The organism is Micromonospora sp. GCM10011542, assembly GCF_042650685.1.
Taxonomy (GTDB): Bacteria; Actinomycetota; Actinomycetes; order Mycobacteriales; family Micromonosporaceae; genus Micromonospora.
The window spans coordinates 510,892-536,081 of sequence record NZ_JBHSBO010000058.1; the positions used below are offsets into that span (position 1 = coordinate 510,892).

Annotated in this window: 25 protein-coding genes and 1 riboswitch; of the genes, 14 read left to right on the forward strand and 11 right to left on the reverse strand. The window is 74.2% G+C overall.

Annotated elements, in window-relative coordinates; genetic code table 11:
• Positions 1-96: 96 nt before the first annotated feature.
• On the reverse strand, positions 97-771 hold the full coding sequence (locus ACFOW4_RS23190) for a TMEM175 family protein (RefSeq protein WP_377531120.1): 675 nt from the start codon (positions 769-771) through the stop codon (positions 97-99).
• A gap of 104 nt (positions 772-875) precedes the next feature.
• Between ACFOW4_RS23190 and ACFOW4_RS23195 the strand changes: the two genes are divergently transcribed.
• From ACFOW4_RS23195 to ACFOW4_RS23225, 7 genes are all read left to right on the forward strand, one after another.
• Positions 876-1,724 (forward strand): alpha/beta fold hydrolase, encoded by an 849-nt coding sequence (locus ACFOW4_RS23195; protein ID WP_377531122.1) that lies wholly within the window; start codon positions 876-878, stop codon positions 1,722-1,724.
• 32 nt (positions 1,725-1,756) lie between these two features.
• Positions 1,757-2,920: an acyl-CoA dehydrogenase family protein gene (locus tag ACFOW4_RS23200; RefSeq protein WP_377531124.1), complete on the forward strand. Its 1,164-nt coding sequence runs from the start codon at positions 1,757-1,759 to the stop codon at positions 2,918-2,920.
• The gene (locus ACFOW4_RS23205) at positions 2,910-4,124 is read left to right on the forward strand and encodes an acetyl-CoA C-acetyltransferase (protein WP_377531126.1); all 1,215 of its coding nucleotides are present in this window, start codon (positions 2,910-2,912) and stop codon (positions 4,122-4,124) included. Before ACFOW4_RS23200 ends, ACFOW4_RS23205 begins: the two co-directional genes overlap by 11 nt.
• 16 nt (positions 4,125-4,140) lie before the next feature.
• Positions 4,141-6,309, forward strand: coding sequence for a 3-hydroxyacyl-CoA dehydrogenase NAD-binding domain-containing protein (locus ACFOW4_RS23210; RefSeq protein WP_377531128.1), 2,169 nt, complete (start codon positions 4,141-4,143; stop codon positions 6,307-6,309).
• Positions 6,306-7,448, forward strand: a complete 1,143-nt coding sequence (locus tag ACFOW4_RS23215; RefSeq protein WP_377531131.1) for a CaiB/BaiF CoA transferase family protein — start codon at positions 6,306-6,308, stop codon at positions 7,446-7,448. Before ACFOW4_RS23210 ends, ACFOW4_RS23215 begins: the two co-directional genes overlap by 4 nt.
• A gap of 246 nt (positions 7,449-7,694) precedes the next feature.
• Entirely contained in the window at positions 7,695-9,068 is a 1,374-nt protein-coding gene (locus tag ACFOW4_RS23220; protein WP_377531132.1) for a reverse transcriptase family protein, read from the forward strand.
• A gap of 15 nt (positions 9,069-9,083) precedes the next feature.
• Entirely contained in the window at positions 9,084-9,353 is a 270-nt protein-coding gene (locus ACFOW4_RS23225) for a hypothetical protein (RefSeq protein ID WP_377531134.1), read from the forward strand.
• On the opposite strand, the gene ACFOW4_RS23230 is transcribed toward ACFOW4_RS23225, so the two are convergent.
• Together ACFOW4_RS23230 and ACFOW4_RS23235 are read right to left on the reverse strand one after the other, a co-directional pair.
• Positions 9,304-10,164, reverse strand: coding sequence for a cytochrome c oxidase assembly protein (locus ACFOW4_RS23230; protein WP_377531136.1), 861 nt, complete (start codon positions 10,162-10,164; stop codon positions 9,304-9,306). The genes ACFOW4_RS23225 and ACFOW4_RS23230 overlap by 50 nt on opposite strands.
• Positions 10,161-10,652: a DUF2243 domain-containing protein gene (locus ACFOW4_RS23235; RefSeq protein ID WP_377531138.1), complete on the reverse strand. Its 492-nt coding sequence runs from the start codon at positions 10,650-10,652 to the stop codon at positions 10,161-10,163. The genes ACFOW4_RS23230 and ACFOW4_RS23235 overlap by 4 nt, the downstream gene beginning before the upstream one ends.
• Positions 10,653-10,921: 269 nt before the next feature.
• Between ACFOW4_RS23235 and ACFOW4_RS23240 the strand changes: the two genes are divergently transcribed.
• The 4 genes from ACFOW4_RS23240 (at position 10,922) to ACFOW4_RS23255 (ending at position 14,619) form a co-directional block, all read left to right on the forward strand.
• Positions 10,922-12,199: a DUF2786 domain-containing protein gene (locus ACFOW4_RS23240; protein ID WP_377531140.1), complete on the forward strand. Its 1,278-nt coding sequence runs from the start codon at positions 10,922-10,924 to the stop codon at positions 12,197-12,199.
• 151 nt (positions 12,200-12,350) lie between these two features.
• Positions 12,351-12,707 carry a YciI family protein gene (locus ACFOW4_RS23245; protein ID WP_377531722.1) on the forward strand — a complete coding sequence of 119 codons (357 nt, stop codon included), beginning with the start codon at positions 12,351-12,353 and terminating at the stop codon, positions 12,705-12,707.
• On the forward strand, positions 12,704-13,957 hold the full coding sequence (locus tag ACFOW4_RS23250; RefSeq protein WP_377531143.1) for an RNA polymerase sigma factor: 1,254 nt from the start codon (positions 12,704-12,706) through the stop codon (positions 13,955-13,957). The genes ACFOW4_RS23245 and ACFOW4_RS23250 overlap by 4 nt, the downstream gene beginning before the upstream one ends.
• Positions 13,958-13,986: 29 nt before the next feature.
• On the forward strand, positions 13,987-14,619 hold the full coding sequence (locus ACFOW4_RS23255; RefSeq protein WP_377531145.1) for a dihydrofolate reductase family protein: 633 nt from the start codon (positions 13,987-13,989) through the stop codon (positions 14,617-14,619).
• Positions 14,620-14,766: 147 nt separating this feature from the next.
• Here ACFOW4_RS23255 and ACFOW4_RS23260 read toward each other — a convergent pair whose 3' ends face one another.
• The 7 genes from ACFOW4_RS23260 to ACFOW4_RS23290 all read right to left on the reverse strand — a co-directional run bounded on the left by ACFOW4_RS23260 (position 14,767) and on the right by ACFOW4_RS23290 (position 20,823).
• A complete protein-coding gene (locus ACFOW4_RS23260; protein WP_377531147.1) occupies positions 14,767-16,242 on the reverse strand; it encodes an alpha/beta hydrolase in 1,476 nt (491 codons plus the stop codon).
• A 120-nt stretch (positions 16,243-16,362) separates the two neighbouring features.
• Complete coding sequence (locus ACFOW4_RS23265; protein ID WP_377531148.1) at positions 16,363-16,632, reverse strand: hypothetical protein; 270 nt, start codon at positions 16,630-16,632, stop codon at positions 16,363-16,365.
• Complete coding sequence (locus tag ACFOW4_RS23270; protein ID WP_377531151.1) at positions 16,629-16,976, reverse strand: ArsR/SmtB family transcription factor; 348 nt, start codon at positions 16,974-16,976, stop codon at positions 16,629-16,631. The genes ACFOW4_RS23265 and ACFOW4_RS23270 overlap by 4 nt, the downstream gene beginning before the upstream one ends.
• A gap of 149 nt (positions 16,977-17,125) precedes the next feature.
• On the reverse strand, positions 17,126-17,299 hold the full coding sequence (locus ACFOW4_RS23275; RefSeq protein WP_377531154.1) for a CsbD family protein: 174 nt from the start codon (positions 17,297-17,299) through the stop codon (positions 17,126-17,128).
• A gap of 119 nt (positions 17,300-17,418) precedes the next feature.
• A complete protein-coding gene (locus ACFOW4_RS23280; RefSeq protein WP_377531157.1) occupies positions 17,419-19,668 on the reverse strand; it encodes a heavy metal translocating P-type ATPase in 2,250 nt (749 codons plus the stop codon).
• Positions 19,665-20,594, reverse strand: coding sequence for a hypothetical protein (locus ACFOW4_RS23285; RefSeq protein WP_377531159.1), 930 nt, complete (start codon positions 20,592-20,594; stop codon positions 19,665-19,667). The genes ACFOW4_RS23280 and ACFOW4_RS23285 overlap by 4 nt, the downstream gene beginning before the upstream one ends.
• A gap of 19 nt (positions 20,595-20,613) precedes the next feature.
• A complete protein-coding gene (locus ACFOW4_RS23290) occupies positions 20,614-20,823 on the reverse strand; it encodes a heavy-metal-associated domain-containing protein (RefSeq protein WP_377531724.1) in 210 nt (69 codons plus the stop codon).
• A gap of 148 nt (positions 20,824-20,971) precedes the next feature.
• Between ACFOW4_RS23290 and ACFOW4_RS23295 the strand changes: the two genes are divergently transcribed.
• The 3 genes from ACFOW4_RS23295 to ACFOW4_RS23305 all read left to right on the forward strand — a co-directional run bounded on the left by ACFOW4_RS23295 (position 20,972) and on the right by ACFOW4_RS23305 (position 24,233).
• Positions 20,972-21,268, forward strand: coding sequence for a metal-sensitive transcriptional regulator (locus ACFOW4_RS23295; protein ID WP_355235159.1), 297 nt, complete (start codon positions 20,972-20,974; stop codon positions 21,266-21,268).
• 291 nt (positions 21,269-21,559) lie between these two features.
• Entirely contained in the window at positions 21,560-22,912 is a 1,353-nt protein-coding gene (locus ACFOW4_RS23300) for a YibE/F family protein (RefSeq protein ID WP_377531162.1), read from the forward strand.
• Positions 22,913-23,078: 166 nt separating this feature from the next.
• A riboswitch (cyclic di-AMP (ydaO/yuaA leader) is annotated at positions 23,079-23,209 on the forward strand.
• Positions 23,210-23,213: 4 nt separating this feature from the next.
• A complete protein-coding gene (locus ACFOW4_RS23305; RefSeq protein ID WP_377531165.1) occupies positions 23,214-24,233 on the forward strand; it encodes a coiled-coil domain-containing protein in 1,020 nt (339 codons plus the stop codon).
• Between the two features lie 56 nt (positions 24,234-24,289).
• Here the strand turns inward: ACFOW4_RS23305 and ACFOW4_RS23310 are convergent, their stop codons facing one another.
• Positions 24,290-25,006: a carbonic anhydrase gene (locus ACFOW4_RS23310; protein WP_377531168.1), complete on the reverse strand. Its 717-nt coding sequence runs from the start codon at positions 25,004-25,006 to the stop codon at positions 24,290-24,292.
• Between the last annotated feature and the right edge of the window lie 184 nt (positions 25,007-25,190).

Consider the following 25,190-nt stretch of genomic DNA (forward strand, 5'->3'; position numbering starts at 1 on the left):
GGACGTCCACCGGATCCTCAAGCCGGCGTCGCACGCCGCCCTCAACGCCCGGCCGCCGCTGCCCCACGCCGCCGACGCAGCATCCCTGACCCGGGGTTAGTCCCGGCCTCCGTTGCGCCGGCGCCGCTCCCGGGCGTTCTCGCCCCGGATCGGCAGCCAGTAGAAGGGAATCAACGCGGTGATCACGGCGACGCCGAGGATGGGAAGCAGGGCGCCAAGCAGGATCCCGGCGGCGATCCAGAAGGGCGCGAGCCGGAAGCGCCTGCTGAGAGCTCTCCCGGCTGCCGCGTCGACGGCGGGGTCGAGCAACCGGTTACCCCGGCGCGCATAGGTCCAGATGGCGTTGAACACCACGGCTGCCAGTTCGAGCGAGATGCCGTAGAAGACGACGGCGGTCCGCTGTCCGTGGCCGTGACGGAACGCGGCGGCCAGGACGGAGGCGGCGAATGGCAGGAACGCGATGGCCATCAGCAGCAGGGTGTTGAGCAGCAGCACCACCCCGTCGGCGCTGCGAAGGTGGTCGAACATGGCGTGGTGGTTGGCCCACACCTGTCCGATGAGAAGGAACGTGAGGGCGTACGCCAGGTAGGACGGCCACAACACGGCGAGGCTGTCGATCAGATGCTGGGTGTCCTCCGGCGGGCGAATCTCCAGAACGAGCAGGGTGATGGAGATGGCGATGACCGCGTCGCTGAAGGTGACGAGCCGCGCCGGATCGCGTTCCGCGCCGACCGCCGCCGCTGTGCCTGGTTGACGAACAGGTTCTGCCACCGTCCAAGACTGAGACACAGAACTCGCCGGTGCGCGCAGGCGAGCGGTGTGTTGGGCAGCCGCCGACCTGGTTCGGGCATCGATCGGTGTGCCAGGGTGGGGCAGTGCGACGCACCGACCCGGCCTGGCTCACGCACTCCCGGCGTGGCAGTGGCCCACCGCTGGTGCTCATCCACGGCATCGGCAGCCGCTGGCAGGTGTGGGAGCCGGTGCTGGACGAGGTGGCGCGGCACCGTGACGTGATCGCGCTGGACCTGCCCGGCTTCGGCGCCTCTCCCCCATGGCCCGACCCCACCTCCGACCCCGGTTCGGTGGACCATCTCGCTGACCGGGTGGTCGCCTTCCTGGGCGCACTCGGCATCCGGCGGCCGGCGGTGGCGGGCAGTTCGCTCGGCGGCGGCATCGCGTTGGAACTGGGCCGGCGCGGGCTGGCCCGGGAGATCACCGCGTTCTCGCCGATCGGGTTCTGGGGTCCGCTCGGGCGACGCTGGTGTCAGGCTGCCGTCGGTGGTGCCCGGTCGGCGAGCGTCGGGCTGCGGCCCGTGCTGCCCCGACTCTTCGCCACGGCGGCCGGGCGGGTGGCCTTCTGCGGGCTCTTCTACGGCCACCCGGGCCGGCTCGCGCCGGACGAGTGCGTCGACTCGGCGGAGGCGCTGGCAGACGCGCCCGGCTTCGCCGCGGCGCGTGCGGCGTTCGGTCGGTGGCAGCTCCACAACGAACAGTCACCGGCCCACGACCGAAGACCCCACCACCGCGTGCCAGGGGCGTTGGCCGCGATGCCGGTGACGATCGCCTGGGGTACGCGCGATCTCGTTCTGCCGTACCGGAGTCAGGCCCGGCGGGCGCGCGCGGCGCTGCCGGCGGCCCGGCACGTGGCGCTTCCCGGCTGCGGGCACCTGCCGTTCGCGGACGATCCGGCGGCCTGTGCGCGGCTGCTGATCGAGACTTATTGACATGCCGTCAACAACGCGCGAGGGTGGTGCACATGCCGACGCCCTCCGACGGTCAGTCCTCGCCCTGGCGCGAGCCGGAGCACGACGACCTGGCCGACCTCGCGCGCACCTTCTTCACCAAGGAGGTGCTGCCACACACCGACCGTCTGCTGGCGCAGGGCCATCCGGACCGTGAGCACTACCGGCGGGCCGGCGAACTGGGGTTGCTCGGCCTCTCGGTGCCGGAGGAGTACGGCGGCGGGGGCGGCGGCTTCACCCACGAGGCGGTCATGCTGCACGAGCAGGCGTACGCCGGGGAGAGCAGCCTCGGCCTGGCCGTCCACAGTGGCATCGTCACCGGCTACCTGGTGGCGTACGGCAGCGAGGAGCAGAAGCGGCGCTGGCTGCCCGGCCTGTGCAGCGGCGAACTCGTCGGCGCGATCGCGATGACCGAGCCGGACGGCGGCTCAGACGTACAGGCGATCCGCACGCGGGCGGTCCGCGACGGCGACGACTATCTGGTCACCGGGGCCAAGACGTTCATCAGCAACGGCGGTCTCGCGGACCTGATCATCGTGGCCCTCAAGACCGACCCGGAGCAGCGGGCGGCCGGCGTCTCGCTGCTGGTCTGCGAGGTCGGCGGCGACCCGGCCGGCTTCCGGCGCGGGCGGCTGTTGTCCAAGATCGGTCTGCACGCCAACGACACGGCGGAGCTGTTCTTCGACGAGTTCCGGGTGCCGGCGGCCAACCTGCTCGGCGGGGTCGAGGGGCTGGGCTTCATCCAGCTCATGCAGCAACTCCCCCAGGAACGCCTGGTGATCGGCGTCGGCGCGGTCGCCGCCATGGAACGCGCCGTCGAGCTGACCATCGCGTACGCCAAGGAGCGCCACGCCTTCGGCAAGCCGCTGATGGGGCACCAGAACACCCGGATGGTGCTCGCCGAGTGCGCCACCCGGGCCCGGGCCAGCCGGGTCTTCCTGGACGACTGCATCGCCCGGCACGCCCGGGGCGAGCTGGACGTGGCCACCGCCGCGATGGCGAAGTGGTGGCTCACCGACGGGCAGTGCGAGGTCATCGACCGGTGCCTGCAACTCTTCGGCGGCTACGGCTACACCACCGAATACCCGATCGCCCGGATGTACGCCGACGCCCGCGCCCAGAAGATCTACGGCGGCACCAACGAGATCATGAAGGAGCTGATCGCCCGTGCCTTCTGAGGCGTACGTCTACGACGCGGTCCGCACCCCGCGCGGGCGCGGCCGGGACACCGGCGCGCTGCACGGGGTCAAGCCGATCTCGCTGGTGGTGGGCCTGATCGACGCGCTGCGCGAGCGCAACCCCGGCCTGGACGTCGAGCGGCTGGAGGACCTCCTGGTCGGCATCGTCACCCCGGTCGGCGAGCAGGGCGGCGACCTGGCCCGGGCCGCGGCGCTGCTGGCGGGGCTGCCCGACCAGGTGGGCGGGGTGCAGCTCAACCGGTTCTGCGCCTCCGGGTTGGAGGCGGTCAACTCCGCCGCCGCGCGGGTCCGCTCGGGCTGGGAGCACCTTCTGCTCGCCGGTGGTGTCGAGTCGATGTCCCGGGTACCGATGGGCTCCGACGGCGCCGCCTGGGCGACCGACCCGGAGACCGCGCTGGCCACCTCATTCGTGCCGCAGGGCATCAGCGCCGACCTGATCGCCACCCTGGAGGGCTTCACCCGCGACGACGTCGACGGCTACGCGCTGCGCTCGCAGGAGCGGGCGGCCAAGGCGTGGGCCGGCGGGCACTTCGCCCGCTCGGTGGTGCCGGTCCGCGACGCCACCGGGTTGGACATCCTCACCGTGGACGAGCACCCCCGCCCGGAGACCACCCGGGAGGCGCTGGCCCGGCTCACCCCGTCCTTCGCCACCATGGGCGAGGCGGCCGGCTTCGACGCGGTCGCGTTGCAGAAGTTCCACTGGCTGGAGGCGATCGAGCACGTCCACCACGCCGGCAACTCCTCCGGCATCGTGGACGGCGCGGCGCTGGTGCTGGTCGGCTCGGCGGAGGTCGGCCGGGACCTCGGCCTCACCCCGCGCGCCCGGATCGTCGGCGCGGCGGTCAGCGGCGCCGATCCGACGCTCATGCTGACCGGTCCGATCCCGGCCACCCGCAAGGCGCTCGCCGTGGCCGGGCTGACCCTCGACGACATCGACCTGTTCGAGATCAACGAGGCGTTCGCCGCGGTGGTGCTGAAGTACGTCCGCGACCTGGAACTCGACCCGGACCGGGTGAACGTCAACGGCGGCGCGATCGCCCTCGGCCACCCGCTCGGCGCGACCGGCGCGATGCTGCTCGGCACCGCGTTGGACGAGTTGGAGCGCCGCGACCTGCGCCGCGCCGTGGTGACCCTCTGCATCGGCGGCGGCATGGGCGTCGCCACCGTGATCGAGCGCTGCTGACCTCCGGAGGAAGACCATGACCGACACCATCCGGTACGACCGCGGCGCCGACGGCATCGTCACGCTCACCCTGGACGACCCCGAGCAGTCCGCGAACACGATGAACCGGGCGTACGCCGCGTCGATGAGCGCGGTGCTGGACCGCCTCGAAGCCGAGCGCGACGAGCTGGCTGGGGTCATCGTGACCAGCGCCAAGTCCACCTTCTTCGCCGGCGGTGATCTGCCGGAGATGGTCCGGGCGACCCGCGCCGACGCGCCCGCGCTGGCCGACCTGCTCGGCACCATCAAGCGCGACCTGCGCCGGTTGGAGACGCTGGGCTGGCCGGTGGTGGCGGCGGTCAACGGCTCGGCGCTCGGCGGCGGGCTGGAGATCGCGCTCGCCTGCCACCACCGGATCGCGCTGGACGCGCCCGGCTCGCGGCTGGGGTTGCCCGAGGTGACCCTGGGCCTGCTGCCCGGCGCCGGCGGCGTCACCCGGACGGTACGGATGCTCGGCCTGGCCGGGGCGCTGACCACCGTGCTGCTCACCGGCCGGCGGATGCGCCCGGCCGACGCCCTCGCCGCCGGCATCGTGGACGAGGTGGTGGCCACCGCCGACGAGATGCTGGACCGGGCCCGCGCCTGGATCGCGGCCAACCCGCGCCCGGCGCAGCCGTGGGACCGACCGGACTACCGGATGCCCGGCGGCACCCCGGCCAGTCGCTCGTTGGCCGCGCAGCTACCCGCGTTCCCGGCCACCCTGCGCAAGCAGCTCAAGGGTGCCCGGCTGCCCGCACCCGAGGCGATCCTGGCCACCGCGGTCGAGGGGGCGCAGGTCGACCTGGAGACCGCCTTCACCGTGGAGACCCGGCATCTCATCGGCCTCCTCACCGGCCAGATCGCCAAGAACATGATCGGCGCCTTCTTCTTCGATCTGAAGGCGGTCAACGGCGGCGCGGCCCGACCGTCGGGGGTGGACGCCGCTCCCGTGACCCGGGTCGCCGTGCTCGGCGCCGGCATGATGGGCGCCGGCATCGCGTACGCCTGCGCCAGCGCCGGGCTCGACGTGGTGGTCAAGGACGTCTCACCGGAGGCGGCGGACCGGGCGCGGGAGCAAGCCGAGCGGCTGCTCGCCCGGCGGGTGCGCAAGGGCCGGTCCACCGAGGCCGAGGCCCGGGCGGTGCTGGTCCGGATCACCACCACCGACCGGGTGGACGCACTGGTTGGCTGTGACGCGGTGATCGAGGCGGTCTTCGAGGACCCGGCGCTGAAGCAGAAGGTCTTCGCCGAGGTGCTGCCGGTGCTGGCGCCGGACGCGCTGCTCGCCTCGAACACCTCCACCCTGCCCATCACCGGCCTGGCCGAGAGGGTGGACCGGCCGGCCGACTTCATCGGCATGCACTTCTTCTCGCCGGTGGACCGGATGCCGCTGCTGGAGATCGTGGTCGGCGAGCGGACCGGCGACGTCGCCCTGGCCCGCGCGTTCGACCTGGGGCGGCGGATCGGCAAGACCCCGATCGTGGTCAACGACGGACGGGGCTTCTTCACCAGCCGGGTGATCGGCCGGTTCATCGACGAGGCCGTCGGCATGGTGGCCGAGGGGGTGCCGGCCGCCTCGGTGGAGCAGGCCGCCCTCCAGGCCGGCTACCCGACCGGGCCGCTGGCGCTGGCCGACGAGGTCAGCCTCACCCTGATCCAGCGGATCCGCCGGCAGTTCGAGGCGGCCGGCGAGGGCTTCGCGCCGCTGCCCGCGCACCGGCTGGTCGACGAGCTGGTGGACGCGTACGACCGGCCGGGCCGCGCGGCCGGGCGCGGCTTCTACGCGTACGACGGCGGCACCCGGGGCCGGCTGTGGGCCGGTCTCGCCGACCTGACCACCGACGCCGGCCGGGCGGTGCCGTTCGCCGACCTCCAGGAGCGGATGCTCTTCGCCGAGGCGCTGGACGCGCTGCGCTGCCTGGACGAGGGCGTGCTGCGCACCGAGACCGACGCCAACATCGGATCGATCTTCGGCATCGGCTTCCCCGCCTGGACCGGCGGAGTGATCCGGTACGTACGGCAGTACGCGGGCGGGCCCGCCGGCTTCGCGGCCCGCGCCACCGAGCTGGCCGCCCGCTACGGCGACCGGTTCACGCCCCCCGCCGACCTGGCCGACCGCCTCGCCGCGTCCGCCGCCCGCCCCGCCGAACCGGCGGGCATCGCGTGACGGCGCGCGGCGGGCCGGCGCGCGGCGGGCCGCTGGCCGGGGTGCGGGTGGTCGAGTTGGCCAGCCTCGCACCCGCCCCGTTCGGCTGCATGGTGCTGGCCGACCTCGGCGCGGACGTGGTCCGGGTGGACCGGCCCGGCGGTCCGGGCGCGGGACGCCTCGCCGCGCCCACCGGTGGGCCGTTGCAGCGCGGCCGGCGGGCCACCGCGCTGGACCTGAAGTCCCCGGCCGGGGTGGCCGATCTGCTGCGCCTGGTCGAGCGGGCGGACGTGCTGGTGGAGGCGTACCGGCCGGGGGTGGCCGAGCGCCTGGGCTTCGGGCCGGACGTGTGCCGGGCCCGCAACCCCAGACTGGTGTACGCCCGGATGACCGGCTGGGGCCAGGACGGTCCGCTGGCGCCCCGGGCCGGGCACGACATCGACTACATCGCGGTGGCCGGGGCGCTGGAGCCGCTGGGCCGGGCCGGTGAGCGTCCACACGCGCCGATGAACCTGATCGGCGACTTCGCCGGTGGCGGGATGCTGCTCGCCGTGGGAGTGCTGGCCGCCCTGCTGGAACGGGAACGCTCGGGCGTCGGCCAGGTGGTCGACGCGGCCATGGTGGACGGCTCGGCGCTGCTCACCGCGTTCCTGCACGGGATGCTCGGCACCGGCCTGTGGGCCGCGCCGCGCGGGCGCAACCTGCTCGACGGCGGCGCCCCGTTCTACGACACGTACCGCACCGCCGACGGCGGCTACCTGGCCGTCGGCGCGCTGGAGCCGGCGTTCTACGCGGCGCTGCTGACCGGCCTGGGCCTCGCCGACAACCCGGACCTGCCCGCCCAGTACGACCCGGGCGGCTGGGACGAGCTGCGCCGGCGGTTCACCGAACGCTTCGCCGAACGGACCCGCGACGAGTGGACGGCGGTCTTCGCCGACCTGGACGCCTGCGTGGCTCCGGTGCTCGCCCCGAGCGAGGCACACCGGCATCCGCACAACGCGGCCCGGGACACGTTCGTCGAGGTGGGCGGAGAGATTCAGCCGGCACCGGCACCCCGCTTCGACCGGACGCCGACCGCCGCACCGACCCCCGCCCCCGACCCGGACCGCGACGTCCTCCCGGTCGAAACGGTCCTCGCCGACTGGCCGCCACCCACCTGACCGTCCGGGCGCGCGGCGGCCCGCGGCACTGGTCCGTCGGGGCTACGCTGCGCGGGTGGCAGCGTGTCCCGAGCTGACCTGGCCGCGTCCCCACCGGGGAGGCGGCCCGGGTCCCTCCGGGGCAACCCCGGGGGCGCGACATCGACCTGGGCAACACACCACAGGTGCGCCCGCACGCTCCGCGAGCCTATGCACCCGTACGACCGGGCCTCGTCGGGGCACGCTGCCTCCCCCGCCGGTCCGGCCGTGACGACCGTCGACACGCTGGCCGTCGCGCTCGCCGACGCGTTCCTCGCCGCCGACCGGTGGCACCGCGCCGACCTGGTCGACTGCGGCGGGCAGGTGCTGGGCGTGCGTCGCCGCTGGCTGTGGCCGGTTGCCGACGCCATGCTGACCGCGTACCCCCGAGCTCCGCGCGACCGCCCTCGGGAGCTGGCGGCCTTCCTCGCGGACCTGGCGCTGCTGGCCGACGTGGTCGGCGCCGCCCGCGAGGGCGGCCGACCGGTCGCGGTCCGCGCCCGGCCGGTGACGCCGAACCGCACGGTCCGCCGGCCCTGGTCGACCCCGGTTCTGGACGACCTGTCCGACCTGGCCCGACTGCTGGAGCTGCCTCCCGGGCAGCTCGACTGGTACGCCGACCGGCGGGCGATGAACCGCCGCGCCGCCGACCCGCGGCTGCACCACTACCGGTACCGGTGGGCCGCGGGTGGCCGGCTGATCGAGGCGCCGAAGCCGCGACTGCGGGCGCTGCACCGGCGGCTGCTCGCCGAGGTGCTGGGTCCCCTGCCGGTGCACCCGGCGGCACACGGGTTCGTGCCGGGCCGCTCGGCGCACACCTTCGCCGCCGCGCACGCCGGCCGGGCGGTGGTGGTCCGCGTCGACCTCGCGGCTTTCTTCGGCAGCGTGCCGGCCCGGCGGGTGTACGGGCTGTTCCGCACGGCCGGTCACCCGGAGCCGGTCGCGCACGCGCTCACCGGGCTCTGCACCCTCCGGACCCCATCGGCGGTCCTCCGCGCTGCCCCGACCGGGCTGCCCGACCGGGCCTGGCGGCTGGCCGTGCTGCGCGCCGGACACCTCCCGCAAGGGGCGCCCACCTCGCCGGCGCTGGCCAACCTCTGCGCGTTCCGGCTGGACCGCCGGTTGACCGGGCTGGCCGGCGCCTTCGAGGTCCACTACCAGCGGTACGCCGACGACCTGGCCTTCTCCGGCGAGTTGCCGTCCCGCCGGGTCGCCGACCTGGTCGCGGCGGTGACCGAGGTGGCCCGGGACGAGGGCTTCCGGGTGCACCCGGGCAAGACCCGCATCCGGGGCCGGGCCGACCGGCAGCTCCTGGCCGGGCTGGTGGTCAACGAGCGCCCGGCGGTGCCCCGGGCCGAGTACGACCGGCTGCGCGCGATCCTGCACAACGCCGCCCGTACCGGGCTGGCCGCGCAGAACCACACCGGGCATCCGGCGTTCGCCGAGCACCTGGCCGGCCGGGTCGCCTGGGTCGGCCACGCTCACCCCACCCGGGCCGCCAAACTGGCCCGCCTCCTCGCCGCCGCCACGGCCGCCCCCGGGCAGACACCTTCCTGCCACGATGCGGCCGCGCGCGGGACCCCGCCCAGCGAGCGGAAGTGAGGGAAGCCGACGAGCATGGACACGGACAGGTGGAAAGGCCACGTGAACGGGATCCTCTACGGGATCCAGTTCGACCGGACCCTGGACGACGCGGTGGTGGACCGGGTCGCCGACGGGGTGACCGGCGGGCTGTACGTCGGCGACCGCGCCGAGACGCTCGTCGCACTCGACGAGGCGCTGCGCTCTCCGGGCCCCTTCAACGACGAGATCGGGACGCACCACAGCGAGGAGAGCATCAGTGAGTTCCTCGGCCGGCTCTCCACTGTCCTGAGGGCACGCGGCTGAGCGGGTGCAGGCGGGCGGGGCGGTGGTACCAGGTGGCGAAGAGGGCCACCGCCAGCAGCAGTTCGGCGATGTCGCCGCCGTAGTACATGAGCTGGGCGGCGGACCGGAACGCCGCCGGATCCGGGTCGGTCAGGCCGGGCGGCAGGGTGCCGGCGTGCGCGTAGAGGTACTTGGCGAGCGCGGCGTGCCCGGCCGCCGCGCCCAGCAGCGCACCGAGCCGCACGGCCAGCCCGGGGCGGCCAGGCGCCGGGTCCGGGCCGGCCACCGCCCAGGCGAACAGGTACCCGGCGGCCAGGTAGTGCAGGTGCAGGGCGTGGTGCAGGGCGGACTGGCGCTCCGCCGCCGCGTAGAGCGGGGTCAGCAGCACGAGGGCGAGCCCGCCCGTGCTGAGCAGCGCGGCGGTGACCGGGTGCGCGAGCAGATGCAGCGGGCGGGCACGCAGCAGCCGGCCCGCCAGTCGCCGCGTGGGCGGCGGCGCGATCCGCAGCAGCAGGGTCACCGGGGCGCCGAGCACGAGCCCGAGCGGGGCCAGCATGCCGAGCAGCAGATGCTGCGCCATGTGCCCGCGCGGGTCGTCGGGGAGCTGGGCCAGCGGCCCGACCGCCACCGCCAGCAGCGCGCACCCGGCCAGCCAGGCGGCGCTCCTGCGGCGGTCCCAGCCCCGTGCATCGCGTGCCGCGGCGACCAGATAACCCCCGGCCAGCAGCAGGACCAGCAGCAGCGGCACCCACACCGCGCCGCTCATCGCGTGCGCCTCGTGCGCGAGCACGGCACCGCTCGCAGCGTGCCCCCCGTGCGTGAGCGGCGTCATCGAGGACGGCTGGTCGGTGGGCGGGACCGGGCCCGCCAGGTCAGCAGGGCGCCGGCCAGCAACAGCAGCGCGGCGGCGACGTTCCACACGACGTCGTACGGCACCAGGTGCACGCCGTAGCGGATCTGGTGCAGCCGCAGCACCTTGTGGTCGACGATCCCGTCGAAGAGCTGGAACCCGCCGGCCCCGAGCAGGAACCCACCCCAGGCCAGCCGGGCCGCGAGAGCACCCCGCCGGCGCAGGTCGGCGAACCAGAAGAAGCCGCCGACCAGCGCCAGCAGCTCGGCGGCGTGCAGCAGGCCGTCGGAGAGCAGCGCGACCGACGGCGTGGACCGGTCGTAGAAGTGGTGCCAGGCGAGCAGTTGGTGGAAGACGATCTCGTCGACCGCGGCCATCACCGCGATTCCGATCAGGGCACCGGCGAGCGCGGACGAGCGGCCGTCCCGCTTGGCGGCGGCACGGGGGCCCGACTGGTGGGAACCGGCCATCACGCACCTCGCATCGCGTCGGGTCCGCCCCCGAACTACCCGGAACCGGACGGACCATGCCGTCCCGGCGCGGTGGTGATCGACACGAGATCAGCGATATCGGGGCGTCCGACCGGGTCGGACACCCCGACCTCCCGGGCCTCGTGTTGATCAACGGGTGGCGGGCGGCAACATCCCCGTTCCGGGTCGACGGCACGCCTACCGGCATGATCATGGAGCTGGGGCGGCCGGAGCCACGCCGGCAACGGAACCCGATGAAGGAGGTGCCCGTGCCGGACGCGGACGAACTCGTCGCCGACGCGGTCGCGGCGGTGCGCGGCAACGACGTACGCCAGGCCGAACGGCAGCTGGACCGGCTGATGGTCGGCACCGGCGCCGCGGACGGTACGGCGGCCGTGGACGCCGCCCTGCTGCGCCGCCTGGTGCGCGGCGTGGCACGACTCTGGCCCCGGGGCTGGCAGCCGGTGGACCTGGACCGGCTCGCCAACCGGCGGCTGGGCCCCCGGCCGGCCCGCCTGGTCCGGGATGCGATGGCCGCCCAGCGACGCGACCAGGCCGGTCCGGTGCCGACCTGGTGGGACGAGCAACTGGACGAGTTGGCCGCCGAGGTGTGGTGGGACGACGACGGCACCCTGCTGGCCGGCTGGTCCGCCCGGGAGGGCCTGGACCGGGTCGACGCGCTGCGCGTGGCGGTCGACGCGCTGGCGCTGGTGGAGGGTCTGCCGCCGATCGCGGTGCTGCGCCCGCCGCCCGGCACCAGCGGTGCGGCGACCGCCGGCCGGACGACGGGCGGTGCGGTGGTCCCCGGTGCGGCGGCCGGCGGGTCGCGGATGCTGGACCGGGTACGGGCGCTGCTGGCCAAGGCCGAGTCGACCACCTTCCCGGCCGAGGCGGAGGCGCTGACCGGCAAGGCGCAGGAGCTCATCGCCCGGCACAGCATCGACGAGGCGCTGCTGGCCGCCGACGCCGAGCGCACCGACCTGCCCGGCGGGGTGCGGCTGAGCACCGACGCACCGTACGCGGGCGCGAAGGCGCTGCTGGTGCAGGAGGTGGCGGCGGCGAACCGGTGCGAGGCGGTCTGGTCCGACGACCTGGGCTTCGCCACCGTGCTGGGGTGGCCGGCCGACCTGGTGGCGGTGGAGCTGCTGTACACCTCGCTGCTGGTCCAGGCGACCGCCGCCATGCTGCGTGGCCGGACCGAGCGCCGCGCGGGCGGCGGCGGGAAGCGTACCCGCGCCTGGGACGAGTCCTTCCTGAACGCGTTCGCGCTGCGGATCGGCGAGCGGCTGCGCGCGAGCACCGAGGCGGCGGGCCGGGAGGCGGTCGAGGCGGCCGGGCCGGAGCGGTTGCTGCCGGTGCTCGCCGCCCGGGGCGAGGCGGTGCGGGAGCGCCTGGTCACGCTCTTTCCCGGCGTCACCCGGCACCGGCTCAGCGTCCGGGACGCCGAGGGCTGGTCGTCGGGGACCTCGGCGGCGGACCGGGCTTCGCTGGATGTCGGCGGCGCGCGGCCGGCCCGGCAGGTACGCGGCCGGCGCGACCCGCGCTGACCCGTGCCGGCGCGGGAGGCCGCCGTCGGGGAAGATTTCTGGGATTTTCTTCGGTAGCCGGTAGGGAACGGGGTCCCGGCTCCGACCTTCTGCCGAGACGCACCCCGCCCGGGGCGCGCCCACGACCCGAGGAGCATCCGACGTGAAGTACATGCTGCTGATCTGGAACCGGCCCGGCTTCGTGGAGGAGCTGACCGAGCGGGAGCGCGTGGCGCTCTTCGGCGAGGTCGACGAGATCATGAAGGAGCTGACCGAGTCCGGCGAGCTGGTCGGCGGGCAGGCGCTGGCCGACCCGTCACAGACCCGGACGGTCCGGCTCGCCGGTGGCCACCCGGAGGTCGTCGACGGGCCGTTCATGGAGAGCAAGGAACAGTTCGCCGGCTACCTGACCGTGGACTGCGACAGCCCGCAGCGGGCCGCCGAGATCGCCGCCCGCTGGCCGGACGTGCGCTACGGCGGCGTGCTGGAGGTCCGGCCGATCATGGACGAGGCCGGGACCGAGATGTGATCGACGACCGGACGGTCGAGGACCTGCTGCGCACGCTGGCGCCGCAGGTCCTCGGCCTGCTGGTGCGCCGGCACGGCCAGTTCGACAGGTGCGAGGACGCGGTCCAGGAGGCGCTGCTCGCCGCCGCGACGCAGTGGCCCGGGCAGGGCGTGCCGGACAATCCCCGCGCCTGGTTGCTCACGGTGGCCACGCGCCGGCTCACCGACGAGTGGCGCAGCGAGCGGGCCCGCCGGGAGCGCGAGGTCGCCGTGGCGAGGCGTGAGCCGGCGTACGCCTCAGTGGTCCCCGCACCGGACGCGGACCCGGCGGTCCCCGCCGAGGACGACACGCTCACCCTGCTCTTCCTCTGCTGTCACCCGGCGCTGGCCCGGTCGGCGCAGGTGGCGCTGACCCTGCGCGCGGTCGGTGGCCTCACCACCGCGCAGATCGCCCGCGCCCACCTGGTGCCCGAGGCGACGATGAGCCAGCGGATCCGTCGGGCCAAGCAGCGGATCGAGGCCACCGGCGCACGGTTCGCCCCGCCCGCGCCCGGCGATCGGGAGGATCGGCTGCGCGCGGTGCTCCAGGTGCTCTACCTGATCTTCAACGAGGGGTACACCGCAACCAGCGGGCCGGACCTGCACCGGGCCGAGTTGACCGGCGAAGCGATCCGGCTGGCCCGCGTCCTGCGCCGGCTGCTTCCCGAGGACGGCGAGGTGACCGGGCTGCTGGCGCTCATGCTGCTCACCGACGCGCACCGGGCGGCCCGGGTCGGCCCGGGCGGCGAACTGGTGCCGCTGGCGGAGCAGGATCGCCGACGGTGGGACAGCAACGCCATCGCGGAGGGGATCGCGCTGGTCACCGAGGCGCTGACCTGGTCGCCGCCCGGCCCGTACCAGCTCCAGGCGGCGATCGCCGCGGTGCACGCCGAGGCGCCGACGGCCGAGGCGACGGACTGGCCGCAGATCCTGGCGCTCTACCGGCTGCTCGCCCGGGTCGCGCCGAACCCGATGGTCACCCTGAACCAGGCGGTCGCGGTGGCCATGGTGGACGGACCGCGTGCCGGGCTCGCCCTGCTCACGTCGCTGGACGCCGACGAGCGGATCGCCGGGCACCACCGGCTGGCCGCGGTGCGTGCCCACCTGCTGGAGCTGGCCGGGGAGCCGGGCCCGGCCCGGGAGGCGTACCTCGCCGCGGCGCGGGGCACCACCAGCCTGCCCGAGCAGCGCTACCTGGAGCTGCGGGCCGCCCGTCTGGCCGCCGAGCGATGAGTTCCACCGGTCGCCGGAGTCGACCTGGCATGGGCATCGTGAGCAGTCAGTTGTCGATCTCGCTCGACGGGTACGTGGCGGGGCCGGAGCAGAGCCGGCAGGATCCGCTGGGCCGGGGCGGTCTGCGGTTGCACGAGTGGTTCTTCGGCCTGGACGCCGAACGGGCACAGGACGGGTCGGCCGGCGTGGACCAGAGCGTCGACGCCAAGGTCGTCGAGGAGATGACCCGCGACGTCGGGGCGTACGTGATGGGCCGGCGGATGTTCGGCGGCGGGGACGGGCCCTGGGACGAGGGCTGGCGCGGCTGGTGGGGCGAGGACCCGTCGTTCCGCACCCCGGTCTTCGTGCTCAGCCACCACCCGCGCGAGCCCCTGCTGATGCGGGACGGCACCGAGTTCCGGTTCGTCACCGACGGGATCGACTCGGCGCTGCGGCAGGCCCGGGCGGCGGCGGGCGACCGGGAGGTGGCGATCGCCGGCGGGGCGAGCACTGTCCGGCAGTACCTCGCCGCCGGGGCGATCGACATCCTGCACCTGCACCTGGTGCCGATCGTGCTGGGCGCCGGCGAACGGCTCTTCGACGGGATCACGCCGCGACTGGAACAGGAGACGGTGGTCGCCGGGCCGACCGTCACCCACCTGCGCTACCGCGTGCTGCGCTGACGGGCGCGGGTGGCGGTTGATACGCAGGCGGTGGGGGCCGCCGTTCGTCCCTGTCGAGCTGCCCCCATTTCCGGGGCAGCAGCTCGACAGGGACCGACGGGGATTCGGCCCCACTCGGCGTGGCACCGGAGCGCCCGGCGGCGCCGGTCAGCTCCCGGGTTCGATGGCCGGGCAACTGGTGCCGCGGGCGGGCACCAGCCCGTCGATCAGATAGGCGTCGACGGCCCGCTGGACGCAGGGGCTGGTGGTGTAGCCGCCGTGCCCCCAGCCCTCGTAGGTGAGCAGGACGCCGTGCTCACCCAACTGCCGGGCCAGGTTGGTGGCCCAGTTGTAGCCGCTGGCCGGGTCGTGCACGGTGGCGGCAAGCAGCAGCGGCACCTCCGTCCGCACCCGCGGGCGGTGCTGCGGGTTGGCGACCGGCGTCGGGGTGCCCAGGCAGGTGACGAGGGCGAACAGGGCCGGCGGGTAGCGCAGGTCGGGCGCGAGCCGGGCCGTCCGGCGCAGGAGTCCGGCGTACTCGCGGTGGTCGCGGACGGGCAGGCTCCAGTCCTGGCAAAAGACCGCGAACGGGTACGGCGCCACGGCGTCGCCCGTCGACCCGCCGCTGCCCGTGGACGCGACGCTCGGCGTGGTGGGAGCGGCCATCCTGGCGAGCCATTCGGCCAGCTTCGGCCAGCGCGGCATCTCGTAGAGGTCCTTGTGGGTGCGCCGGCTCAGCTCGAACGGGGTCAGCACGGCCCCGGCCCGGTCCGGGTCCGTCAGCGTGCCGCGCTCGGCCCGGGCGTGCAGGCCGGCCCAGATCGCGCGGAAGTCCCGCCCGTGCAGCGCACAGCCGGTGGACCGGGCGCACCACGCCACGTACTCGTCGAAGGCGCCTTCCGCCGTGACCGCCTGGGTGTCGAGGAAGGCGCGGGTGCGGAGGCTGTGATCCATCGCGGCCTCCAGCACCACGGCCCGGACCCGGTCTGGGTACAGCTCGGCATACCGCTGGCCGAGCAGGGTGCCGTACGAGCTGCCGTGGAAGGTCAGCCGTCGCTCGCCGAGCGCGGCGCGGACCGCGTCGAGGTCGCGGGCGGCGCTGGTCGTGTCCACGTGGTCGTAGAGCGGCCCGGTGCGGGCGCGGCAGTCGGCGCGCAGCAGCGCGTTGTTCACCAGTGTGGCGTCGAACTGTGCCTGGTCGGCGATCAGCTGCGGTTGCCGGGCGAGCAGGTCTCTGGAGCAGACCACCGGGTGGCTGCGGCCGGTGCCACGCGGGTCGAAGCTGACGATGTCGAACCGGCGGCGCAGCTCGGCGCTGAACCGGGAGCTGCCGGTCAGCACCCGGCCGACCCCGCTGTCGCCCGGCCCACCGGGACCGAACACCAGCGAGCCCGTCCGGGCGGTCGGATCGGTGGCGACCCGACGGGCCAACGCCAGGTCGAACCGTTCGCCCCGGGGGCGGTTCCAGTCCACCGGCAGCGAGAGCGTGCCGCACTCGGCGGTGGTGTCCTCGGTGCAGGGCTGCCAGTCGATGGTCGGTTTCGGCTGTGGTCGGGCGGCGGCCGGGGTCGCCGGGGTCAGCCCGGTGGCCGTGACGGCCAGGGCGAGCGCCCAGCCCACGGCGGATTTGCGTACGCGCAGCATGGGGTGCTGTCCTCTCCTGGAAGGAGCGTTACGGGAGAAACTCGCCCCCGCGGGCGAGGTGATGCTGCTTCCACCCGGGCCGTCGAGTTGGCGCTCGACGGCCCGGGGCCTTCCACCGGATCAGTCGACGTCCTTGAGGACGCGTTCCAGCGTGCCCATCCGGGTCTCCATTCCGCCCAGCCGGCTCTCCATCGCGGCGAGCAGGCGGGCGTTCTCCTCCTGGACGCGGGTGGCGGTCTCGGCGAGCCGCTGGTACTCGGCCGAGCGGGCGCCGTCGAACCGGGCCCGCCGGGTCTTGGCGACCTGCACGACGGTCACCGTGAACACGGTGATCAGCAGGGCGAAGACGCCGATCGCGCCGACCACCTCGGTCCAGTCGTGTTCGCTCACCGCTCCGCTCCCGGCTGCTCGGCGGAATCGGGCACGGTCAGCGTCTCGACCGCCGCCGCGATGATCTGGGGGGTGAGTGTGAGCACGAACGGCTCCACCTCGTAGTAGTTCATGGCCTTCCCGTCCTCCGACAACTCCAGGCTTGCGGAGACCAGCCCGGCCGCCGCCAGCTTCCGTAGGTGGACCTGCAACAGCGCCCGGCTGATGCCCAGCTGCCGGGCCAGCCGGCTCACGTAGGCACGTTCCTGGGCCAGCGCGGCGACGACCCGCAGCCGGTGCGGGTTGGCCAGGGTGGCGAGCACCCGGACCAGGTCGTCGCCGGTCGGCGGCGGAGCGGCGCTCATAACCAGCCCTTGCACATGCCAATGGAAGTTAGCGGGTATGCGCGCATGGCGGGTGCGGGGCGGCGCGGAATCAGGGGGATCTCAGGGTCGGACAGACAGCACGCCGGGCCGGTGAGATCACCGGCCCGGCGTGCGTACTGCTGCGTGCGTCAGTTCTTGAAGGCGTCCTTAATCTTCTCGCCAGCCTGCTTGATGTTGGCGGAAGCCTGGTCGCCGCGGCCCTCGGCCTCGAGCTGCTCGTTGTCGGTGGCCCGACCGGCGCCTTCCTTGAGCTTGCCGGCCGCGTTCTCGGTGGCGTTGTTGAGCTTGTCGTCCATACCCATTGCGAACCTCCATTGCGAGCGTCGCTACGCCATCAGCAGTACCCCCGCCGGCGGTCACCCAACCATTTCGGTCCGATCCGCCGTCACCGACGGTCACCAGCGCGCGTCGGCGGCGCGCGTCAGGCGGCCGGACGGAACCGGCGCAGGCGCAGGCTGTTCGCCACCACGAAGACCGAGGAGAAGGCCATCGTGGCTCCGGCGATCATGGGGTTGAGCAGTCCGGCGGCGGCCAGTGGCAACGCCGCCACGTTGTACGCGAACGCCCAGAACAGGTTGCCCCGGATGATGCCGAGCGTGCGTCGGGACAGCCGGATGGCGTCCACCGCGGCGCTCAGGTCGCCCCGGACCAGGGTCAAATCGGACGCCTCGATCGCCACGTCGGTGCCGGTGCCCATGGCCAGGCCCAGGTCGGCCTGGGCCAGGGCGGGAGCGTCGTTGACCCCGTCACCGACCATCGCCACGACCTTCCCGTCGGCCTGGAGTCGCTTGACCACGTCGACCTTGTCCGCCGGCAGCACCTCGGCGATCACCTCGTCGATGCCCACCTCGGCGGCGACGGCCCGGGCCACGGTCGCGTTGTCTCCGGTCAGCAGGACCGGGGTGAGCCCCAGGCCGCGCAGCCCCGCCACGGCCGCCCGACTGGTCGGCCGCACCACGTCGGCGACCGCGAGCACGCCGCGGGCGCGGCCGTCCCAGCCGGCCAGCATGGCCGTCCGGCCGGCGGCCTGCGCGTCGGTCACCGTCCGCTCGACCTCCGGGGGTACGTCGAACCCGCGCTCGCGCAGCAGCCGGAGCCGGCCGACCAGCACGCCGCGCCCGTCGACCGTCCCGGTCACGCCGAGCCCCTCGACGTTCGCGAAGTCGGTCACCGGGGGCAGCGCGCCGGCCTCGGCGGCACCGGCGGCGACCGCCCGGGCGATGGGGTGCTCGGAGGCGGCCTCCACCGCCCCGGCGAGCCGGAGCAGCTCGGCGCCGTCCTCCCCGGCCGCCGGGACCACGTCCACCAGGGTCATCCGGCCGGTGGTCACCGTGCCGGTCTTGTCCAGCACCACCGTGTCCACCCGCCGGGTCGACTCCAGCATCTCCGGCCCCTTGATCAGGACGCCGAGCTGGGCACCCCGGCCCGTGCCGACCAGCAGGGCGGTCGGCGTGGCCAGGCCCAGCGCGCACGGGCAGGCGATGATCAGCACGGCCACCGCGGCGGTGAACGCGGCGGTCGGCCCCGACCCGGTGCCCAGCCACCAGCCCAGCGTGCCGACGGCCAGCGTGATGACGATCGGCACGAAGACGCCGGAGATCCGGTCCGCCAGCCGCTGCACGGCCGCCTTGCCGCTCTGTGCCTGCTCGACCAGCTCGGCCATCCGGGCCAGCTGGGTGTCCCCGCCGATCCGGGTGGCGGTGACCACCAGCCGGCCGCCCGCGTTCACCGTGGCGCCGACCACGGCGTCGCCGGGGCCGACCTCGACCGGCACCGACTCGCCGGTCAGCATGCTGGCGTCCACCGCCGAGGTGCCCTCGTCGACCACCCCGTCGGTGGCGATCTTCTCGCCGGGGCGGACCACGAACCGGTCACCGACGGCGAGCTGGTCCACCGGGATCCGGGTCTCCACTCCGCCGCGCAGCACCGCGACGTCCCTGGCGCCCAGCTCGAGCAGGGCGCGCAGGGCGGCCCCGGCGGTGCGCTTGGAGCGGGCCTCGAAGTAGCGGCCGGCCAGGATGAACACGGTGACCCCGGCCGCCGCCTCCAGGTAGATGGCGCCGGCGCCGTCGGTGCGGGTGATGTCGAACCGGAACGGGTGCGTCATCCCGGGCAGGCCCGCGTCGCCCAGGAAGAGGGCCCAGAGCGACCAGCCGAACGCGGCGAGGGTGCCGAGCGAGACGAGGGTGTCCATGGTCGCGGCGCCGTGCCGCAGGTTGATCAGCGCGGCCCGGTGGAACGGCAGCCCGCCCCAGACCACGACCGGGGCCGCGAGGGTCAGCGAGAGCCACTGCCAGTAGTCGAACTGCCAGGCCGGCACCATGGCCAGCAGCACCACCGGCACGGTCAGCACCGCTGACACCCAGAGCCGGGTACGCGGGCCGTGCAGCTCGTCCGCCGGCTCCACGGTCGGCTCGACGGCGGCCGGTGGGGGCGGGAGCACGGCGGTGTAGCCGGTGCGGCGAACGGTGTCGATCAGGTCGTCCGGCGTCACGTCGTCGGCGTACCGGACGGTGGCCTTCTCGGTGGCGTAGTTGACGGTGGCGGTCACCCCGTCCATCCGGTTCAACTTCTTCTCGATCCGCGCCGCGCAGGACGCGCAGGTCATGCCGCCGATCGCCAGCTCGATGCGGTTCGGCGCCTCGGGTAGCGGCCTACTGGTGGTGGTCATCGTGGGCTCCCGTCGGTCGTGACGGTGAACTCGGCGGTGTGCACCGCGCCGCCGTGCCGGAAGTCGAGGTAGAGCCGGTAGCTGCCCACGGACGGGACCTCGGCGAAGAAGGTCACCGCGGGCCCGGGTCGGGTCCGCCCGTCGCCGGGCGTGCCGTCCGGGTGCACGTGCAGGTACGCGAGGTCCCCCTGGCGCAGCGCCACCAGGTGGCCGTACGCGCCCAGGTAGGGCTCCAGGTCGATGACCGGTGCGCCGTCTCGGCTGACCGTCAGGGTCAGCGGCGAGGTCCGGCCGGGCCGCGGGGCGCCGGCCAGGGTGACCGTGTAGCCGTCGACCGTGGTGCTGGTCGCCGGGGCGGGCAGCGGTCGCTCGGTCAGCGCGCCGGGGACGGTCACGTCCACGCCGAGGGTCAGCGGTTCCCCACCGGTCGGGGTGAAGTCGGCGAACGCCCGCCACTGGCCCGGACCGGCCAACGGGGAGGTCACCCGCCAGGTGCCGTCCGGCGCCATCTCGGGATGTACGTGGCGGAAGCCGGAGAGGTCGCGCCGGGCCACGACGAGGTGCATCCGCTTGTCGTGCGCCACGTCGAAGGCGGTGACCGGCCGGCCGTCCGGGCCGGTGATCCGGTAGGCGAACTGGTCGGCGGGCGCCGCGACCGGCTCGACGGTGTAGCCGTGCTCGGAGACGAGCAGGCCGCCGGGGAACCGCTCGACGGCGTCGCCGGCTGAGTCGCCGTGCCCGCCTGTGGCGTCGTCGTGCCCGCCCTCGGTGGCGCCGTGCGCGGCGTCGCCGGTGGCGGCGCTGGCGTCGTGGCGCGCCTCGGCGATCGGGGCGACGGGGCCGGCGACCTGGCCGACCCCGTACGCCGCTCCGAACACCGCCGCGAGGCCGAGGGCGAAGCCGCTGAGCTTCATCGCCGTGTTCATCGGGGCACCCCGGTCTCCGTCACGCGTCGACGAGGTCGTAGCCGGCCTCGTCGACGGCGGCGCGCACCGACGCCGGGTCGAGCGGGGCCTCGCTGGTGACGGTGACCCGGCCGGCGGTCAGATCGACCTGCACGTCGGTGACGCCGGCGATGGCGCCGACCTCGCTGCTGACCGCGCTCACGCAGTGCCCACAGGTCATGCCCTGCACCTGGTACGTCGTGGTGACCATCGGAACTCCCTCCACCGCCTCCAGCCTATACCCCCAGGGGGTAAATCGGAGACGGACCGCTTCTCGATCACTTACCGGTACCCGGTGGGGGTATCCGGCCCAAGGAGGACCGTACCATACCCCCCAGGGGTACGCTATCCTGGTCGACATGACCGCACCCACTCCGATCCGCGGGTACACCGCCAGCAAGGACCAGCTGCTCGCGCGGCTCCGCCGCGTCGAGGGGCAGGTCCGGGGCATCGAGAAGATGGTCGACGAGGACCGCTACTGCATCGACGTGCTCACCCAGATCTCCGCCATCCAGGCCGCGCTGGACAAGGTCGCCCTGGGGCTGCTCGACGGGCACGCCCGGCACTGCATGCACGAGGGTGCGGCCGAGGGCCGGGCCGACGAGATGGCCAGCGAGATGATGGCGGCCGTCGGGCGGTTGATGAAGCGGGGCTGACCGATCGGCTCCCGACACCCCGGCGCGACCTGCGACCCGGGTTCGGGCTGGTTACCATTCCCGACGATGACCCTCCGGATGCCGTACCACCCGCCGCGCCCGAACCGACGGGCGCCGACACCGCCACCGCGTGGCGGAGCCGGCGGACGGCCGAGCCGATCCCTCACGGTGTGTCACCGATCCGTCGTCGCGCAGCGATCCGGCGCGTCCTGTGCCGCGTTCCCACGGAGGCGGTGAACCAACCGACCCGCCGGCACGTACCCCGCACCGGATCCGTTGGGAGAATTCGCTTTGGGCGCCGACCACACCCGTCCCGCTCCGTCCGCCCCGCCGCGGGTGCGACGGATCCTCGTCGCGACGGTGGTGCCCCTCTTCGTCGCCACGGTTCTCGCCGCCCTGGTGCTCTGGCCGCGCGGCGGCACCCCGTCGACCGACGGTGGCGCCAACGTTCCGCGCTACCACGGCACGGTCACCCGGATCGTCACCGAACCCTGCCCGCCGGCCCCGGAGGGGACGCCGGGAGCCGCGGCCGGGCCGTGCGGCACGGTCAGCGTCCGGGTCGACGACGGGCCGGCGGCCGGTCAGCAGGTGGAGGCACCGGTACCGGCCGGCCCCGGCGCGCCCCGGGTGCAGGCCGGCGACGACATCATCCTGGTCGAGCTGACCGACCCCACCGACCCGGCCAGCAGCAGCTGGAACATCGCCGAACACCAGCGCGGCACTCCGCTGGTCTGGCTGGCGGTCGTCTTCGCCGTCGCCATCGTCGCGTTCGGCCGGTGGCGCGGTCTGGCGGCGCTCGCCGGGCTGGCCGCCAGCTTCGCCATCCTGCTCGCCTTCGTGCTGCCCGGCATCAGCGCCGGCCGGTCGCCGCTGCTGGTCGCGGTGGTCGGCGCCGCCCTGATCATGTTCGTCGTGCTCTACCTGACGCACGGGGTGACCGCGCAGACCTCGGTAGCGGTCCTCGGCACCCTGGGCAGCCTGGTGCTGACCGGGGTGCTCGGCACGATCGCCACCGCGGCCACCCACCTGACCGGCTTCGGCAGCGAGGACGCCACCACGCTGTCGATGTTCCAGGCCGACGTGGACCTGCACGGGCTGCTCCTCGCCGGCATCATCATCGGCTCGCTGGGCGTGCTGGACGACGTCACGGTCACCCAGGCGGCCACCGTCACCGAACTGGCGCACGCGAACCCCGGGCTGTCCCGGTTGCAGCTCTACCGGGCCGCGACCCGGGTCGGCCGGGCACACATCGCGTCCACGGTCAACACCATCGTGCTGGCGTACGCCGGGGCCTCCCTACCGCTGCTGCTCCTGCTCACCGCCGACTCGCGGCCGATCGGGGAGATGCTGACCAGCGAGTTCCTGGCTCAGGAGATCGTGCGCAGCGGGGTCGCCACGCTCGGCCTGATCGCCGCCGTCCCGCTGACCACCGGGCTGGCGGCGGTGGTGACCGCAGCCGGGCGGGACGGGTCCGCGCCGGCCGGCGACGCCCCCTCCACCAGCCGGCCGGCATCGGAGCGGGCGGAGGCGCTGGCCGCGCTGAGCACCCCTCGCGCGGGCCGGGTCGACCCGGCGCGCGGCCCATCGTCCACCGCCACCGCCGGGTGGCCGGAGCCGAACAGGAGCACGGATACGGCATGGTGACACTCCTCAGCGTGACCGGGTCGGGCGTCCGCCCTGAGAACCGCGTCACTGGTCACTCAGCGCCATGGCGAAATGACACTTTTGGTAGGCATCCGGACGTAGCTCTGCGGGTGGACTCTCGGGTAACCTCGCTGCCGGTTACCGCCGAAGGCGCGCAGCGGCGCCTGCGGTGCCACCGCCCAATCGCCAAGCGGCGAGCCGGGAACCCAGGTACGTGGGGTGAATCCGCAACAGCGGTAGGGGCCACTTCCGCCCCGAACCCGTCAGCTAACCCGGTCGGCGGTCGACGGAAGGGAACAGAGTGACGGCACCCCTACGCCGCTGGCTGACGCCCGTGGTGGCCGTGTTCGCCGCCTTGACCGTGCTCGCCGGACCCCTCCCGGCGCACGCCGCCCCGAACACCCCCACGCCCTCCGGGCACGAGGAGGACGGCGAGCCCCAGCTGCTCAACGACGTCATCGAGCAGACCAACCGCGCCTACCTGGCGGCCCAGTCCAAACTGGACAAGTCCAAGAAACGGCAGCTCCAGCTCGCGCTCGAGGTGAAACGGGCCCAGGCCGACCTCGACGCGCTCGCCCCGCAGGTGTCCCAGATCGCCGCCCAGTCGTACCGGACCGGCCGGGTCGGCGCGATGGCGATGCTGCTGGAGAGCGGCACGCCGGACTCGTTCGTCCAGCGGGCCGCCGCACTCGACGAGCTGAACATGGTCAACGAGCAGAAGCTGGCCGAGGTCAACGCGGTGAAGACCCGCGCCGAGCAGGCGAAGCTGGCCCTCGACGCGGAGGTCCGCGAGCAGCAGAAGCAGGCCGCTCTGATCGCGAAGCAGAAGCACGACGCGGACAAGGCGCTCGCCCTGGTCGGCGGCCAGGGCTTCACCGGCGGTCTGGTCGCGGCCACCTCGCCGGTGGCCCGGATCGGCCCGGGCCGCGACTCCGACGGCGACTGGCGGCCGGAGTCGCGTTCGGTGGACGACCCGACCACCTCGGGCACCATCACCCCGCGGACCCTGCACGCCTACAAGGAGGTCCGGCGGGCCGGCTTCAACCGGTTCGCGGGCTGCTACCGCCCTGGCGGCCCGTGGGAGCACCCGAAGGGCCGCGCCTGCGACTGGTCGTTGGAGAAGAGCGGCTTTCGCCCGTGGCACAACACCGACACCCGGACGTACGGCAACAACCTGGCCGCGTTCCTCATCCGCAACGCCGACCGGCTGGGCATCTACTACGTGATCTGGAACCGGCAGATCTGGTTCCCGGCCACCGGCTGGAAGTCGTACAGCGGACCGTCGAACCACACCGACCACGTGCACATGTCGCTGCTCTGACGTCGGACGAACGCGTCGAGGGCCGCCCCGCAGAACGCGGGGCGGCCCTCGACGCGTCAGGCGGCGGACGCGGCCGGGTCGGTGGGCACGTCCAGCGCGGTGGTGCCGGCCGGCACGGCGGCCACCTGCCGCACCACGCCGGCGGCGAGCCGGTACGACAGCCCGACCACCGCGCACCGTCCCTCGGCCACCTCGTCGGCCAGGACGGGTGAGTGACCGAGCAGCGCCTCGACGGTCTGTGCGATGTGGATGTCGACGATGCCGTCGATGTCGTGCACGCCCTCGGCGGCGGCCCGGCGCAGGCCGGGCAGCACGGCGTCGACCACCGCGCCCAGATGTCCCGGGGGCACGACGCCGGTGGTGGCCACCTCCCGGGCCGCCTGCACGGCGCCGCACGAGTCGTGCCCGAGGACCACCACCAGCGGGGTGCCGAGCACGGTCACCGCGTACTCCACGCTGCCCAGCACCTCGGGGCCGACCGTGTGGCCGGCGGTGCGGACGACGAAGAGGTCACCCAGCCCGCGGTCGAAGATGATCTCGGCGGCGAGGCGGGAGTCGGAACAGCCGACGATCACGGCGAACGGGTGCTGCCCGTCGGCGACGGCAGCCCGGTGTCCGGCGTCCTGGTTGGGATGGCGCGGAGCACCGGTGACGAAACGCTGGTTGCCCTCGACCAACTCGGCGTACGCCTGCGCCGGGTCGGTCGGCGCGGCCGACCGCTCGGGGGCTCGCTGGGTAACCGGCTGTCCGCCGGGTGTACCGGGACGACTCATCCCCGCACCTCGTCTCCACGCGTTTGACCTGCACATCCCGGCCCACGGGTGGGCGCGGGCCCGGGCTTCACCGTCACACGCACCGCAAGGTACGTCAACCTATACGTGATATAGATTTCATACGTTGACCCCGGCCGGTCCTGCGCTCAGGTCCGGCGGGCGGTGCGGGATCCGGAAGGCGGGT